General features: G+C 39.4%; 15 protein-coding genes. 14 read left to right on the top strand and 1 reads right to left on the bottom strand.

The genetic code is table 11. The features are described from left to right. Window positions 1-34 precede the first annotated feature (34 nt). The 4 genes from EHQ43_RS10175 (at window position 35) to EHQ43_RS10190 (ending at window position 3493) form a co-directional block, all read left to right on the top strand. The gene (locus EHQ43_RS10175) at window positions 35-826 is read left to right on the top strand and encodes a hypothetical protein (RefSeq protein ID WP_244242746.1); all 792 of its coding nucleotides are present in this window, start codon (window positions 35-37) and stop codon (window positions 824-826) included. After that, on the top strand, window positions 826-1287 hold the full coding sequence (locus EHQ43_RS10180; protein ID WP_135771135.1) for a hypothetical protein: 462 nt from the start codon (window positions 826-828) through the stop codon (window positions 1285-1287). The genes EHQ43_RS10175 and EHQ43_RS10180 overlap by 1 nt, the downstream gene beginning before the upstream one ends. Further along, complete coding sequence (locus EHQ43_RS10185; RefSeq protein WP_135771136.1) at window positions 1287-2441, top strand: hypothetical protein; 1155 nt, start codon at window positions 1287-1289, stop codon at window positions 2439-2441. Before EHQ43_RS10180 ends, EHQ43_RS10185 begins: the two co-directional genes overlap by 1 nt. Window positions 2442-2542: 101 nt before the next feature. After that, window positions 2543-3493: a hypothetical protein gene (locus tag EHQ43_RS10190; RefSeq protein ID WP_135771137.1), complete on the top strand. Its 951-nt coding sequence runs from the start codon at window positions 2543-2545 to the stop codon at window positions 3491-3493. Between the two features lie 633 nt (window positions 3494-4126). Here EHQ43_RS10190 and EHQ43_RS19570 read toward each other — a convergent pair. Further along, entirely contained in the window at window positions 4127-4486 is a 360-nt protein-coding gene (locus EHQ43_RS19570) for a hypothetical protein (RefSeq protein ID WP_167481782.1), read from the bottom strand. Between the two features lie 123 nt (window positions 4487-4609). Between EHQ43_RS19570 and EHQ43_RS10200 the strand changes: the two genes are divergently transcribed. From EHQ43_RS10200 to EHQ43_RS10245, 10 genes are all read left to right on the top strand, one after another. Then, on the top strand, window positions 4610-5398 hold the full coding sequence (locus tag EHQ43_RS10200) for a hypothetical protein (RefSeq protein ID WP_135771138.1): 789 nt from the start codon (window positions 4610-4612) through the stop codon (window positions 5396-5398). A 1-nt stretch (window position 5399) separates the two neighbouring features. Then, entirely contained in the window at window positions 5400-5705 is a 306-nt protein-coding gene (locus EHQ43_RS10205; protein WP_108961317.1) for a hypothetical protein, read from the top strand. Beyond that, window positions 5706-6119 carry a hypothetical protein gene (locus EHQ43_RS10210; protein WP_108961316.1) on the top strand — a complete coding sequence of 138 codons (414 nt, stop codon included), beginning with the start codon at window positions 5706-5708 and terminating at the stop codon, window positions 6117-6119. Further along, a complete protein-coding gene (locus EHQ43_RS10215; protein WP_135771139.1) occupies window positions 6106-6939 on the top strand; it encodes a hypothetical protein in 834 nt (277 codons plus the stop codon). Before EHQ43_RS10210 ends, EHQ43_RS10215 begins: the two co-directional genes overlap by 14 nt. 1 nt (window position 6940) lies before the next feature. Further along, window positions 6941-7672, top strand: coding sequence for a hypothetical protein (locus EHQ43_RS10220; RefSeq protein ID WP_135771140.1), 732 nt, complete (start codon window positions 6941-6943; stop codon window positions 7670-7672). Further along, window positions 7672-9225: a hypothetical protein gene (locus tag EHQ43_RS10225; protein WP_244242747.1), complete on the top strand. Its 1554-nt coding sequence runs from the start codon at window positions 7672-7674 to the stop codon at window positions 9223-9225. The genes EHQ43_RS10220 and EHQ43_RS10225 overlap by 1 nt, the downstream gene beginning before the upstream one ends. Window positions 9226-9261: 36 nt before the next feature. Beyond that, entirely contained in the window at window positions 9262-11484 is a 2223-nt protein-coding gene (locus EHQ43_RS10230; protein WP_135771141.1) for a hypothetical protein, read from the top strand. 78 nt (window positions 11485-11562) lie between these two features. Continuing rightward, a complete protein-coding gene (locus EHQ43_RS10235; RefSeq protein ID WP_135771142.1) occupies window positions 11563-14136 on the top strand; it encodes a ParB/RepB/Spo0J family partition protein in 2574 nt (857 codons plus the stop codon). Window positions 14137-14248: 112 nt separating this feature from the next. After that, a complete protein-coding gene (locus EHQ43_RS10240) occupies window positions 14249-14896 on the top strand; it encodes a hypothetical protein (RefSeq protein WP_244242748.1) in 648 nt (215 codons plus the stop codon). Next, complete coding sequence (locus EHQ43_RS10245) at window positions 14893-15669, top strand: hypothetical protein (protein WP_135771143.1); 777 nt, start codon at window positions 14893-14895, stop codon at window positions 15667-15669. The genes EHQ43_RS10240 and EHQ43_RS10245 overlap by 4 nt, the downstream gene beginning before the upstream one ends. Window positions 15670-15676 lie beyond the last annotated feature (7 nt).

Consider the following 15676-nt stretch of genomic DNA (forward strand, 5'->3'; position numbering starts at 1 on the left):
TGTAATGAAATGGGGGAAGAATCTCTTTTCCAGAATGTTTCCTTCAATTACAGCGAAAACGCTGCCACAAAAAATACGGCCAGCTATTATAAATATTGGGAAAGATACTGTTCTTGATGATATGCCGGATCCTCCAGACCAGGACTTCGATGAATGGCTGTTTGATTATTTGGAAAAAGATTGGAATCCTACTTTCAAAGAAATCGGCGAAACTGGAACATTGCTCGGATACCTTTCAGGTTATTTAACCGGTGAGCTGAAACTACCATTGGAAACTGTTACTGAAATGGGGATTCAAGACTATGACAAAGCATTTAAGTATAAGCTTGGTTTTGGCATAGACGAAGTTTTTGAAAAGGGAAAAGTAGTTTCGAAAAAAGAAATTTCAAGGCTCGCAGAAGAATATGCAAAGGAACATGGAGCGGAATGGCTTGCGATTTACAAACGAGATGACCAGGGTGAAATAATCTATGGTGAAGATGGTCAACCTGAGAGAAGTGGAAAGCCTTATGAGTATCTAACACAAATGTGGCGTGATATGATAGTTACGGCAATTCAAGAAGGGAAGACACTTGAACAAATGCAAAGTGATTTTGCTTATCCTGACTTATTGGATCTTGTTGAAAAAGGTACTATTTCATCGGAAACTTATCTTGAATTACTCAATGGTAAGGAATCCGAATTGCTGCAATTGCGATTGAATAGAAATTTTCGACGATTTGCCTGGACAGAGGCAAGTATCGCGTTCAATGCTGGAAGGATCCGCGCGATGAGTGAATTGGGAATCGATTATGGAGTATTCCGAAAAGGGCAAAGAGTGATGTAATGACTGATCATTATAAAGACCATTTAGAATTTCTTAGACGTGTTCTTATAAAAAAGTTTGAAGATGCAAATAAGCGTCACGCAACATGGGACGATATTACACCGATCGAGGATCCTTGGGAAAAGAAGTATTGGCTCATGCTTAAAGATATTTTGGATCGAGTTGATAGTTATATCAAATCCACTCCACCAAAACGTTCAGGTAGAGAAGTCGTTCTCGATGCAATGGCCTTCTCTGAGATGATAGAATTTTTAGATCCCAAAAGTGCAGTATCTAAATACAGAAATGAAATGGACACGGATGAGTTTGAAACTCTCGGAATAGTCTTGCTCTCTGTGAGGAAAGCTGGAGAAGAAATCTATCTCGATGTATCTGGATCAACATTCAATCAGGAACAAAAACTCGCAGTAATAGAATCCGCAAAAGAGGTAATCGAGCGGAATGGTGGGAAATATAACTAATGGCAAAGCAATATCTTTCTGGTGGCGGGAATCCATTTGGAGTTACCCCTGCGCCTTCAGTATTTAATCCTAATCCACCCGATGATCTAATTAGTAGGCAAGGCGAGCCTGCAATTTGGATTCGCGCAATTCCCACAATAGGAGATCTAGACGAAACAAAAATGGCGATTCCTGGAAGTGATTCTCAATTGTATCGGATCGAACGATATCGAAGGATGCCAACGGAAACTTTAAATCCGATGTTTTATGATGGCAATGTTGTTCAAACGAAATATGGACCAATATCCAAAATCAGATCACTGAAAGTGTTTCGGAATGAAGATTTCGGAGGAAATTTTAATCTATCAATTGAGAGTTTTGAGCACAATAGAATTAAGCTAAAACCAAATATCGAATTCCAGGAATATTATCAATTGGATTGCGATTATGATATCGAATCATTTACAAAATTTGAAAATGTTTCATTTATTCAAGAAGACGATGGGTTTTTGCTCCATCCAGTTCAAGAAGATATCATCGTGATCGTCGATTCTGTTTGGAGAGAACGTTTCGACAAATCAGGTTACGATGAGATTGGATTTAAATATGATTTTACCAAAATCTCATGTGAGACAGTGGCAGAGGCTGGCCGAAGGTATTTATTAAACTACGTGACATTTTCTCCAATTAAAATTGGTTATAAAACGATCGATACTAAGGATGTTCGATTGGCAGAGAAATTGATAGATGTCCAATCAGGCGATATTGATATCGTTGTTGGTTCTGGATTAAACCTTTCAAAAGATGACATACTGATTCCATTGCGTTCTCTTCGGACAGAGAAAGAAATCCTACAAAAAGATAAGGACGGACGTTACCCTGTCAAATACAGCCCACTTCGGGAGATTGTGGCAGTCTATACCGATTCTATCGAGTATGAAGACTTTTGGATAGAAGACAGTAGATATGTTCGCATCAATGCCGGTACTCTTCCAGAAAGAATAGTTTGTGTGTACCAATATAATCCTAGATATACGATTATGCCAGATACAACGGCCTCAGCTCTGGCAGAACGTATCCAACCGAGAAAATTTATTGGGAGGATTAATCAGACAAGGCTTGATCTTGGTAGAATCTTCCGCGAATCAATTTATCGTTCGGTGGCGACTGACTGAAACCGAAAAAAGCTTGAATTCTCGCATGGGGGATGCCCTTGTCACTTCCCATGTCAAACTCTGCTCAAATATCATCTTAGGTTTCATTAAAGGTAAAAAATATGGTGCGACCGTTTAAAGGTTTTCTATTCCAAAATCCCGACGAAAATGCAAACAGACACCTTTTGGAAAGACTGTATGCTACAGAAATTCCAGGTGAAATCGATCCATCGATTCCAAAAACCGGTGGGTGGGGAGCCATTGTAACCCCCGATGAAATACGATATTCTTTGATGTCAGGTAACGGTCGATTGGTGACAGTTGATGGATCATATATCACAGACGAAAATTTAAAAGGATTCGTAGATCAGGTTACACTTGCGATTTCTGAGGAGTTGGAGCACGAAATCTATCCGACAATCTATAGGCATAGACCAAAAGGGAACCTCCCAAGGTTAATCGAGCCTCATGCAAAGTGGTATGATGCTCACGATTATCAGAATTCCGATCTTGGTAATAATTTCTTTGTAGAATTGCGAAAAAAACCACTTCAAAGACTAATTACTTGGCAATTCGTTAATCCAATTGGCCGGGACATGAACAATGAACCGACAACCACAATCGTTGATTTCCAAAAGAGAGCGAGAATAGTATATGACCAAGGAATTTTACGTTCTATTGGGATTCTTGGATCTAATGTCTCCTTTTCTGGTAACGCAGCGCTTCGATCGCAAAGAGTTTTTCAAGGGATGAGCCCAACGAAAATTCCAACTACTCACTATATTGATTTTATCTCTGGGTATGATTCTGCGTATCGAGTTCCAGCGGAATTAAGAGAGGTTATTGGTCTTGTAACAGCCATTAAAGTAATGTCGATCTATGGTGATGGACGCGCTGCTGCCGTTGCAAGTTTTTCAGTTGGGGTAGGTGTTCTACATGAATCTGTCAGCACAACTCAGTCTGCGACGAGCTCGATGTATGGAGCCCGAATCTTAGAGTTGACTAACTATCTCAAGGCATGGTACGAAAAAAACATGAGTCGATATAGGTCCATGAGAGTCGCGATACTTTAGTTATTGCAGTTGGATACCTAAATCTCACACTGGGATTTAGGAACGGACAAGGCTTTGGAACGGTTTCAATCCGTGATGGGTGGCGAGTGGTTCCTTTCGCAAGGTGGCGGAAAATACAAACGCAAACAATCCAGGCGTTCGGGGATTTTCAGGGGACTGAAACCAAGTGAACCGCATAGTTAATGTCCTGGACAACAACACCCAATGCAGGTGAAAATCCTGCTCTTGCGGAAATTATTAAAAAAAGGTCAAGTGACGTGAGTAATAAATTTCAACAAAAAAGAGCCAAACAAGTTATAGGGAAAGAGCGAGTAGAGTTACTCACATTTACGCATAGATTCTATCTTCATTACATGAATCCTATCCATCGATGGGTTGTACTTGCATTGTTCAAATTATCTGTGAAAGCAAATCTAAGAAAGAAGCCGAGACTTTCTGATTTTTTACAGTTTCTTTCTCAGTTTATCCAGGCATTTGCGGGATATTCTGTTACTCATGTTTCGAATGTTCCTCCGAAAATTGATATTTACTCAATGGGAACAAGAATTGGCCTCGCAAATTTTTTCTGGAAAAGGCGATGGCTGTTAATGTGTAAAATATTCCTTTTGGGAAAAGATCCAGATTATATCGATTCTATGAAGCGGTTAATTGTCTCAAATTATCGAGAAGGTCTGAATTTGCCTGAGCCAACTGCAAGCGCAGTAAGTCGGGATTCGGTTCGACAGGTTTTGCCCTTGAAGCAGGCGTAAGAATTTTATAAATATCGCGGTGTCTTGTATAGATACCGTTGATAATACCCATTGTAAGTTTCTTTTGAGCATGTGTTAGATAGATTGATTTAGTTCGGATATCTCTAAGCGTTCTCACTTCTGATAAAAAAATTCTTATCTTTCCTTGAGAAAACAATTCAAGTAATCTATCGATTGATGCGTGAATTATAATGAATTCCGCCGTTGGAATATTTGGATCAAAACTCTCTTCTTCTTGTGCCACAATAATCCGATAATACGAGACATAAAAAAACATTCAAGCCTTTCATTTTTTTCTTGCAAATTGCAGGTAATTCGTCCCTTGTCACTCCCTAATCAAATACCTGCTCCGCTTATGCGAGGTAAAATGTTAGCAAATATAGATCAGAAAATCAACCAAGCTCAAGGAGATGCTAGTAAAGAACTAGTTGTCACCTCTATCGAGAAGTCCTCTTTGTCGGTCAAAATTGGATCTAAACCTTTCTATGTTCGAGAAAGTGATACAGGTAGAAAGTTTTATTGGAACGGCCTCAAGTTTGTCGACCTAACAAATGATCCTGGTATTCGCGCATGTAATACGTTGCGAGTCGCGGCTAATGTCGCTGATGCGGAAACCGTTGGAATTGGTGCAAGAACATATGAATTTGATCGTGCTGCTGACGGAGTTGTGTCTGGGAACATAGCTGTAAAAGGTCATGCGGATGATACACCTGGGAATGCAATTGCTGCACTTGTTGATGTTATAAATTCAGATCCAATTTCTGAAGTTACGGCCATTAAAATTTCTGCCAATGAAATGTTTGTATACCACAAAGTACCTGGTAACAAGACTACTCCCACTACAGAAACTCTCTTGGGAGCAAATAACGGATGGGCCGCTGCAACATTACTCAATGGACGTGAGCCAGGAAGTCAGGCATATTCAGTGATCCGGCGCGTTCCTACTGCGGTTGAAGTCGCTTTAGGTGTAATGCATTTCTATTTCGATTTCGCTCCTACATTGGCCGACATTCGAGTCGTTGCAACAGCGACTCCAGGTGTTCCTTTAGCCTGGGACGGTGCAGTAACAATTACTGGGAATAGACTCACGATTGACAACTCTGGCTCAGTCGATTGGTCAACTACGAACACAATCGTTCTTACGGTGGCAAAATAACGTGAGAAAATTTCTAGCAGCACAGGATATTGCAAGAGCTCCGTATGCAAATCATTTTACGGAGCTCCACGATGCCAATGTTGTAAATTTGAATGATCAGCAAAAAATCTATGTAATCACTGAAGTGCGCTCTGGTGGTGCTTGGACCTGTGAATATACCAATTCATCTGCTGATGGTGAGGTCTATACCCGAAATGGTAGTGGGATCCAAACGTTTTTTCCGAAAGCATTCGTAGGTGAGAATTTGAAATTCACGGGAGTTACGGAAGTATCTGGATTTTTTATTCCTGCAGGTAAAGTATTTTAAATGGCTGCAATCCAAATTAAATCACAAGTCGCATTGGTAGAGGATTCAGGTGTACAAGTAGTATTGCCAGAAATGATAACTCAAAACGAATTCACCAAAGGTGCGCTTAGTGAGGCTATCATTATAGAAAATTCAGTTTCCGATACCATGGTTACTCCAATTGCAGTCTCGCTCGAATCTTATCCAAATACTACATGCATTGTATTGAAAGCAGAGTATGCCGAAAATGACTTCCCAAACGGAATCAAGGCAGGTGATAGAGCAAAATTCCAATTCAGATTCGATTCTGGGAATTGGTTTGAAGCCTATTCAGTGATTCTCGAAGGATACAAACCAAATTCTCCAGAGATACAAATTCGAGCACAAGGTACTGCAAAAATTCTAGTAAAGAGGACTGTCAGTGCAACAGAATAAACCGTATTGTTTTTTAAAATCTGCAACCGTTGAACAAGCCGAAATTGAAGGTAAGTTCATAAACATGCTTCTTAAAGTATCGACAGAGAAGCGTGACAAAGAAGGTGATATGTTCCTGAAAGGAGCATGGACCCACAAAGAGGATGTTGAATACTTCCAAAAGAAAGGTGTGATCGATTGGAATCACTTATCTCAAACATCTAAATTCGCAAAGTCAAATAATCCCAAAGAAAAAGCTGATAATGAATTGGTTAGCGCAGAAGCAATCCTTGGTGTTCCAAGCGGGCGCGGCCTGTTTCTTGGCGATGATGGATTATATTGTGAAGCTCGAATTAATGCAGAAAATAAATACATCAAACCATTTGTTCCTTTACTCAAAGCTGGATTTTCTGGATTGGAAGTTTCTGCTGCTGGTGGTGCATACCGTCCAAGTCCAGAAACAATTTCCAAATATGGAGAAAAGACTTGGGATCGAGCAAGGCTTACTCATATAGCCATTTGCCCTCCAGGTGAGGCAATCAATGACGAAACCCAAGCATTACTCTTAAAGTCTCATCTCGCATCTGAACTAGGATGGAAGGAAGAAGAAGAGCCTTTACCAACCAAGTTTAATATTGATCCAGTCGGTTCAGTGTTAGAATTCATTTCTTCTTCTCCTGATTACAATCAGTGGGTTGCAAACAGACTAGTTGGTGCAATCGATTCTGGTCTTCTCCAAAAGGATTACCAAGCGATTTTTGAATTTGTTAAAAATCATGGTCTATCGGTAGAGAAGGCAAAACAATACGCAATTAAACTACTACAGGCTATGGAGGTCTGAAATGAATAAGGATTGGCAGAAACAGTTTATGGGGCTTGTCTCCTCGTTTACCAAATCCAGTACAGGAGCAGAGGATACACAGCCACCTCCTAGTGCTGAAGATGGTGGAACGGGAGCAGGCAAAGGAATCTCTGATGAATTTTTAGATAAATTGAAGTCAGCGATTGAATCAGGTGAGGTTGCAGTCGAAGAATCGGCTATCAAGGCTTACTGTAAAACAAATGGAATTTCTGAAGAAGACAGCGCGGAAATTTGGGGAATTATCTCTGAAGGGTTGAGTGATGAAGGTGGTGAAGAACCTGCACCTGAGCCAGATCCTGGAAGTGATATCCAGAAAGGTGGGAACAAGGCGATGGACCCAGACTTTGTGGCTTTTGCAAAATCAACAGCAATGGCTGTTAAAAGCGCAGAAACGCATGAAATGGCGATCGCTTCCTTAATCGAAGAGAATGCTGTATTTGCAAAAGAAAATCAAGAAATCAAAAAGGAAATCGCATTCTTAAAGTCAGAACTCGGGAAAGTATTAAAACAACCGGTAGATACAAAGAAACCGGTTCTTGATACTTCCGGGATCCCTGCACAATATGGAAGAGCTGAAATTATCCAGCTTATTTCCAAAGGTGTCCAGGATAAAAAATTAGCTCTCGGTGACTTGCAGACGTTCAAATCGTCCGGACGTCAAACTGAGGCTGTTGTGGAATTTTTAAAAAGTTCATCCAAAGGGGGAAACTAATGAAACTCAACTTAAAATTCACTTTGATTGGTGTTGTTTCAACAATTCTCTTCTGCATTGGCCTCCTCCATCTTGGAGGCACTGAGACTGTTATGCTCGGGTTATTAACCCCGTCATTCGGTTCGCTAGAAGAAATCAGAAACTTCATGAAGTCATTTAACGCAAATAGCGACGGTATTACCGACGTTACTGCTCTCACAAATGGTGCTGCGACAACTATGCACAATTTGGACGAAGAGATGGTTCTCTTAGCACAGGATTCAGACGAATATAACTTCTTGAATACTATGTTCTATCGAGATACAAAATCGACTCTAAACGTGTTTGGTCAAATTCTCGATTGGGGTGGCAATGGCGATTTCTCTTTCGTAGGTGAAGTTGACGACGCAGAATTCAAAGATGTTTCCATCAAGAGAATCTCAAAAACGGTTTCTTTCCTCGCGGAAGGATATGCAGTATCTAAGGTTTTGGACATCCAAGACACAGGTTCTTATGATCCAGAAGCGATCCAAGTTCAAGGTGCGATTAACCGAATTATGCAAACTCTTGCTTATGGTGCATGGTATGCTGAGAAGGCTATCAATCCACTTGAATTCGATGGTTTTGTAACTGAACTTAAGAATGCTGGCCAAGTTTATGATGCACGCGGTGGTTTTCCGGAAATTAAAATCATCAAAGAATTGGCTGTGAATATCAGAACAAACTTCGGTATGGTAAACGAATTTTGGCTCCATGATGGTGTTAAAAACGTATTGGATACATACTACACTGAATCTAAAGAATTTTTTACCCAACCGAATAACGGATCTATGGCAGACATTGGATACAATATCCCAGGTTTAGTTGGTGCTCCACTTAAAGATAAGAGGCTGGAATTTAAAACTGATCTTTGGATGAACCGTCATCTAGTTGAATTGCCAACTTATAGAGATGCCAATGGTAACAAAGTATCTGGGAAAACAAATTCTCTAGCTCCTGATGCACCGAGCATTGCGTTAGCAGTATCCGGTGGCCCAGTTTTGGGTTCTGAGTGGCTTCCGAAAGATACCAAAAATTCTTCTGGTGTTGATGCTGGAGTAAGTTATCGAGTGGTTGCTTGTAACAAATCTGGACGTTCTGCTCCAAGTGCGATTGTAACCTCTGGTGCAATGAGCGCAGGTAAATCAATCACAGTAACAATTACACCTGCTGGAAGTGGGAATGCGGCTACTTATTTCCAAATTTTCCGTGAGACATCACCTGGTTCTGGAGACTTCCGATTGACAGAAAGAATCGTGAAATCTGCAAACCCTACTACCGTGTATGTTGATCTCAATGCTTGGCGTCCAGGTTGCACTGAAGGTGTTGTGGGTGATTTCAATTCAAGATCTGCTCTCGACCAGAAGCGAACCTACCAAATGTTGCGTATGTTGCCTTTGTTACAAACCAAGTTCTCACCGAACGCAGTTTATCAAAGAAAACTAGCGGGTATGGTTGAATGGTATGGTGGTCTTGCGGTTTTACAACCAAAGAGATTCTATTTAATTAAGAACTTACCTACTACACTCGTATAGGTTTGAAATTATAAGGCAGGACTAAACATCCTGCCTTTGCAATATAAAATGCTCACTGCAAATAGCCAAGGTAATACAGACATAGGAAATTTGACGGGGGGAGCAGCGCTTCAGAAAGATCCTTTTTCCAAATCTATCCGAGGCAGAAACTTCAAAGAATATATAAAATCACTCAAGGGAAAATTTTTCCAAAAATCTCGTCTTAAAATTTCAAAAGAAGATTATAATTCCAATCCTACTCATTCTCAAAAACAAGCAGGGAACTATAAAAAAGCTCACGTCAAAGTTCAAGGATTCGATATTTCCATCGAAAATCCCAAGGGAACGTATAGATGTGGAAAAGATTCCAATGGCAAAGAATGGAAAAATAAAATGGTTCACCATTATGGCTATTTCAAAAGGACTCTTGGAAAAGACGGTGATCATATCGATTGCTTTATTGGTCCAAACATAAAATCGGAACTAGTTTTCATAATCAATCAAATCAAGCCTTCATCCGGAATTTTCGATGAGCATAAAGTCATGCTTGGATTTGATTCTTTGGAAGAAGCAAAAGAAGGATATTTAGCAAACTATACTCCTGGTTGGAAAGGATTAGGCGATATCCAGTCCATGACTGTGGATCAATTTAGAATATGGTTAGAGAAAGCTGATACCACCAAGAAAGCAAAAGCAGTGATTATTAAATCCTCTTTAAAAAACTTTTTCGTAAAAAGTAATAAAGCCCAAGTAGGTGAAACTCGTACTTGGTCCGATGGGAAGCAACATCGTAAAACCGACAATGGATGGGTAGAAGTATCCGGTAATAAGCAGACTTCTACTCCTTCCCAAGACTCAAATGATAAACGAAAATCAAATGTAGATTCAAATTCTGGTCAAAATAAAACTTACGAACAGAAAGCTATTGAGGCACTTGAAAGATGGAAGGAGTTCGAGCAACTTGCGAAAGAGAGAAACAAACAGAGAATTTCTAAAATGAAGCCAGAGGAGAGAAACGAAGCATTTGATATTAAAAATGCCGAACCAGGTGATATCGTTAGGATTGAGAGACCAATAGATGGGCGCGTAAATCGAGGCCACCTTGCGAAAGTTTTGGATAAAATTGATGGTCATCTAAAAGTTATGCTCCCTTCAGGAAGTATTTTTCTATTTTTGGCCGCAGATCTAGCTTTTGCAAAATCAAGTAAAAAGCATTTCATTGATAAATTGTTCCCCTTCATTAAAGGAAAACTCGCTCAGGTTGGGGAAATTAGAACATGGTCTGATGGGAATAAATATCGGAAAGAATCAAATGGATGGCGAATGATTGGTGAGAGCGAGAACAAGGCTGCACATCAAACAACTTCAAAAAAAGCAGGTATGTCCAAAGAAGAGCATTCGCAAGCTACTGAAAAAGCCATGCAAAATGGGATTAAAATTCCTGTAAAAGTTTTACGAGAATACCCCACCCTTCTTGAAAAATATCCAAAATATAAGGAAAGAGTGAGTGCTATTGATTCTCTTTCTAAAGGGATGAAGAAAGGAGAGAAAATTGGTAATCAGTTGGAGAAGACCGCAAATACATTAAAACAAGGGAAAATTCCCGATGCAATCAAATCCATCGATTTAATCAAAACCAATCAGAATAGTTCCGAAAAAACCGGTAAAGCCAAAATCCAAGCTTCTGAAAAATTGAATAACCTAATGTCCTCCAAAGGTCAACTTAAAGGAGCAGTTAAAAAAATAAAATCGGAAGCCAAACTTAAACTCACTTCGAAAGAACAGAAAAGAGTGGATGACTTAGAGAACAAAAATCTTGCAACAGAAGCGATTATGGTTTATGCAAACAAACTAAAAAACAAAAAGTATTTGTTTGCACTAAAGGAAAACAGAAAAAAACATCTTAAACTCGGCCATCTTAGTAGCGAACTCAAGAAAGAAAGAGATGATATTTACCATGAAGTAATGCGAGAGTTCAAATCCGATTCGGAAAGACTAGGAAGCCTACATAAACTAAATGATTTAACCGATTCGCAGATTTACGAAAACGTAAGAGATGCTTCGTTGAGAAATCCGGATGATTTAAAACACAATGTAGGGTTCATGGATATCCAAATTGCCAGTGCCAAAAAAATTGGTGTAGCCGAGGACGTTATTCGAAGACTAGAAGTCAAGGGAACGATTTACCGAGTCGCTCAACTCTTACAAAGTGATAAATCTATGACAAAGGATGACGTTGCTTCTCTTGTAAGGCATGGTGCGGAATTGCCTGGTCAATGACCATAGCGAACTTTTTCCGCTATGGTCTATCCTGAAAAGAATTGACTTTCATTGGGATCCATTCCTTTGTCCTTCCCCATGAATCAAAATCTTGCAATCATATTAAATTTTCTTAAAGGGAGCAAAGGCTCACAGGGGACGAATGTAAAATACTACAAGCGAGAACCAAGAGCGAAAGGTGGTTATCGTTATTGGTACACTAAAGAAGCGTATGATCGAGATCACAAAAAACAAGAACCGAAAAAGGAAGGCAAGAAAGAGCCTTCTATTTGGAACAAGGTTGCTAGTTTTTTCGGAGTCAAGCCGACGGAAATCAATGCAAAGATTGAATCGGAATACAAAGAGAATTTGGATGCAATAACTAAGGAAGTTGGACCCGTCTCAAAACAGGATTTCTCCTCTCACCTAGCAGAATATTTAGCAAACAAAACCAAATGGGATTCAAAATTTAAGGCAAAAAAAACCGAGCCTACAAAAGAAACTGCTGAACCAAAAGAAGAGATTGGTGACGACATCGATGCCGTCACCAAAGAGAAACAGGAAAAAACTCCAAAGGGAAAGGTCAAAGAGCAGGCAGATAAATTTCAGGATGGGAAAAAATGGAATCTGAAGCTCATGCAATTCATTGCAAGTAAGTATACTGATTCAAATGAGAAACATGGGGAGGGATCCTCTCAAGAAATTGTAAATAATTTGGAGAAACTTGGATTCACCAAAGAGCAAACTTCAGAAGTAAAAAACGCAACAAAATACAAATACCTTTCACAAAGTGGGAAGGAAGTGAGTTTTTTTTATAAACCTACTGAAGATAAATGGATTTGGTCTCAAGGAACGGGAACTGAAAAATTTTATTCCGAAAAAGATCCTAAACAAGTTTTGTCACAGGCAAAGAACTCTATTGAAAGTCTCGGAGAGCAAGGTATTTCCAATTGGAGTGAAATCCCAAAATCCAAAAAAGATGAATTGGGTAAATTGCTGGATAGTTTGAAAAAGAATTCCAGCTTACCTAAATCCCAAACTGATACTAAGGAACTATCCAAATTAGTCAACGAGCAGGACCCGATTGAAGCTAAAATCGCTCAATCCTGGAATAAAATTGATACCATTCGGAAGGATAAAAGCCTCAGTGAGGATGAGTTTAGGACGGAAATTGAAAAAGCCCGTTCTGAATTAAGATCTGCAATGAAAGAAAAACAGGTGCGTGATGGTTTCAAAACACTTAGCGATCTAGAGAAAGTCGCATTTGAAGCATTGTACAAGGTCGATGCACCTGACACATTTCCTGTTGATGCTAAAGGTAATGTAGACAAGAAAGCAATTTCGAATTACGTTAAAGAAAAACAAGCACTCGATCCAGATGCACGTTCCAAAGCAATGATTGGCAATGATAATGCTAAGAAGGATGGTGCAATAAAAGCAATTTCTGAAATTAAAAAAAAAAGCCCTAAGCTAAGATCGCAAGCACTTCGCATTTCTGGAGACAAACATGTCTATCGACAATCTGTGTCCGGGAAGACTTCAAATAAATTAAAAGAAGTTCCTGCTTCAGATATCTCTACAATTGAGCAATACACTGACGAAAAAAATTATAATCGAAAAGTTATTGAAGGAATCAAATCATCAATTCTTGCCAAAGGATTCGATCCTGGTTCTCCAATTAAGGTTGATAGAGATAAAAACGGTCAAATGACAGTCGTCGATGGGCATCATCGTTTCACAGCCGTAAAAGAACTTATTTCGGAAGCAAAACTTCCAAAAGATACCCCAATCTATGTAATTGAGGAAAAATACAATTCTGAATCTGATCGTTTACTCGCTCAGGTCTCAGCGAACAAAAACAAGCGTGAAGTGGAGCGGTTGGATGATGCAAAAGCCTACGCGAAACTTATAGAGCAAGGAAAGTCCGTACAAGAAATTTCAGAAAGAACAGGAGAGTCTACGGAATATGTCAAAGGAACCATTGCACTCAATAATTTAATTCCAGAACTTAAAGACCTTCTCCGAACCGATGCGAAAAAGAACATCCGTACATCTGATAAAGCAAACGATGGATCCAAAGAGAAAAGGGAATCGATTCCTGAATCATTGGCAATCGTTATCGCAAAAAACGGGATCGATGAAGTAGGCAAGCCCTCACCTACAATCCAAAGAAAGGCGTTCTCATGGTACAATCAAAACAAAGGAAAGGGAATTTCACCTAACCAAGTTAAGTCGTATATTGATAGTCTCAAAGCACAGAATTTTTCCTTCGGGAACGTGGACTCTGCCGGTAGATCTGACGTAGAACAGGAGGCTGTGAAATTTGCAGGTGGCGAGGACAATGCAAAGGCAAATTCAGCAGGCTTCGAAAACTTACTAACGGCAATCCAAAAACCAATTCAGAAATTCCTTGGTGATACAATTACGGATCTCAATGAAGGAAGAGCGAAAGAATTAGCTGCTTCAATAATTGCAACCAAAGGTGAGAGTGCACTGGAAACAGAACTTGCAAGGCTATCTGATGCACTCAATAATATTGCTGCTTTTAGAGATTCATTGAAAAAGAAATTCAGAGAAATAAAAGCAGATTCCCAAACTCCGGATATGTTCGCTTTCAAAAGCTCGATTGGAACTTTCCTCAAAGCTCTGAAAAATAAAAATCAGGTATGTTAAAGTGAGTATTTCCAATGTGTTATCGCAAATCAAAAAGAGGCCTGAAAATTTCCTTCGGTATTTTTCAGTTCTCCGAGAAGCTGCGGAAAAAATCCAGTCTCGATGGCTCTTCATGGCAGGCGAACGAGCGAAACTTGGAGTTAAAGCAGGAGGATTAGGTTGGTGGGGAGTTAAGTATCTTAGTAGAGGTCAGATACAAATCGAACAACAAGGTATTGGATATAAAATATTTTATTCAAAAGGAACTGGGAACTACGATGTTGAAAAAATTGCCGAGAATGGTCGAGGAGCGTTTGATATTGTTCAAAGCCTGTTGAATAATTCAAAAAAAGTCAGAATTTCTAAAGGTGGGAAAAAATATTTAATTGTTCCCATGGCATCTAACGAAAGCCAAACGGACGTAGTCATGAAAATTGTTGGGAGTCACAAAGAAGAGTCTCCAAATGGCGGATTTGTAACTCGGAATAAATATAGTTATACCAAGCTAACAGACAAAAAGAGAGGAACTAAAACATTCCAATTTTCTCAAACGCAAGAAAGAGGTGGAAGAAGTAGTTCAAATCATAATTTGATAATGGTGACTTCGGATTCACAATGGAAGCCTTATCCTGAAATCAAGGGACAGAAATTTTCTGCCAAGATGCAAAAGGTTGCAGATCAGATGCTTACGAGCGAACCCTTTCTCAAGGCACTTGCAGAGGCTATTATCATCGATCTTCAAGAGAATAGAATCAAGGCTCAAAAGGAAAAACGGAAATGATATTATCAATGTGGCAATTGGATCCTGAATTTCGAATTATTCAAGAATTGAAAGCACTCTACTTAGAGACTGGATTGGGAGATAGGGGCATACCATGTGAAAAAATTGTTCACCCGGGACATCCACTGTATTCAATCGCCTCTGTCCCTTCCGGGGAAGGGGCAAAAGACACTGATTCATTTTTCCCAAAAGTTGGGGTGGAATGGACGGATGATGAACCCTCCGATGATTTAGGTGGGAATTACAGAATTTTCCCTTTTGATTCTCAGATTAAAAACAAAATTAGCGCATATAAAAATAAAAAAGATTCTGAATACGAACATTTTGGATACAAACAATTTGATAAGATTCTAAATTCAACTAACTTTGGTATAGTGGAATCTTACACCTCACATATCGTTTCAAATGTAAACATATCTGGTTGGGGAGGAAGCGGTAACAATGGAAGGAAAACGGCCCAAGAATTATACAAGGCGACAATGTCAGTCCTTCCTTTTCTCAAACACAACTTACAAAAGAAATATAAGGCTTCAGTAAGTCTTGAAGGGAAACCTGCTCTTAACGTAGAAGCACCTCAAATCGGAAGAGGTGCATGGGGTTTTGAAGTAATGTTATCAGTAAGGCAAATCAAAAGAGAGTTTAGGTTCACTGAAGGAACTCTCATTGAAAAGGCTGATGTTTACTTTGATGGAGTAGGTACTCTTCCAGGTAGAGAAAAGTTAGGAAAATCAAACGGAAACATGAATTTTCATCCTCTAAAATCAAAAATTTAGTTGATAA

It is taken from the genome of Leptospira bouyouniensis (assembly GCF_004769525.1).
GTDB classification, from domain to species: domain Bacteria; phylum Spirochaetota; class Leptospiria; order Leptospirales; family Leptospiraceae; genus Leptospira_A; species Leptospira_A bouyouniensis.

Bases quoted from the DNA above. Each gene is read 5' to 3' on its own strand.
- EHQ43_RS10175 (WP_244242746.1), top strand. From the start codon at position 35: ATGTTTCCTTCAATTACAGCGAAAACGCTGCCACAAAAAATACGGCCA.
- EHQ43_RS10180 (WP_135771135.1), top strand. From the start codon at position 826: ATGACTGATCATTATAAAGACCATTTAGAATTTCTTAGACGTGTTCTT.
- EHQ43_RS10185 (WP_135771136.1), top strand. From the start codon at position 1,287: ATGGCAAAGCAATATCTTTCTGGTGGCGGGAATCCATTTGGAGTTACC.
- EHQ43_RS10190 (WP_135771137.1), top strand. From the start codon at position 2,543: ATGGTGCGACCGTTTAAAGGTTTTCTATTCCAAAATCCCGACGAAAAT.
- EHQ43_RS10200 (WP_135771138.1), top strand. From the start codon at position 4,610: ATGTTAGCAAATATAGATCAGAAAATCAACCAAGCTCAAGGAGATGCT.
- EHQ43_RS10210 (WP_108961316.1), top strand. From the start codon at position 5,706: ATGGCTGCAATCCAAATTAAATCACAAGTCGCATTGGTAGAGGATTCA.
- EHQ43_RS10220 (WP_135771140.1), top strand. From the start codon at position 6,941: ATGAATAAGGATTGGCAGAAACAGTTTATGGGGCTTGTCTCCTCGTTT.
- EHQ43_RS10225 (WP_244242747.1), top strand. From the start codon at position 7,672: ATGAAACTCAACTTAAAATTCACTTTGATTGGTGTTGTTTCAACAATT.
- EHQ43_RS10235 (WP_135771142.1), top strand. From the start codon at position 11,563: ATGAATCAAAATCTTGCAATCATATTAAATTTTCTTAAAGGGAGCAAA.
- EHQ43_RS10240 (WP_244242748.1), top strand. From the start codon at position 14,249: ATGGCAGGCGAACGAGCGAAACTTGGAGTTAAAGCAGGAGGATTAGGT.
- EHQ43_RS10245 (WP_135771143.1), top strand. From the start codon at position 14,893: ATGATATTATCAATGTGGCAATTGGATCCTGAATTTCGAATTATTCAA.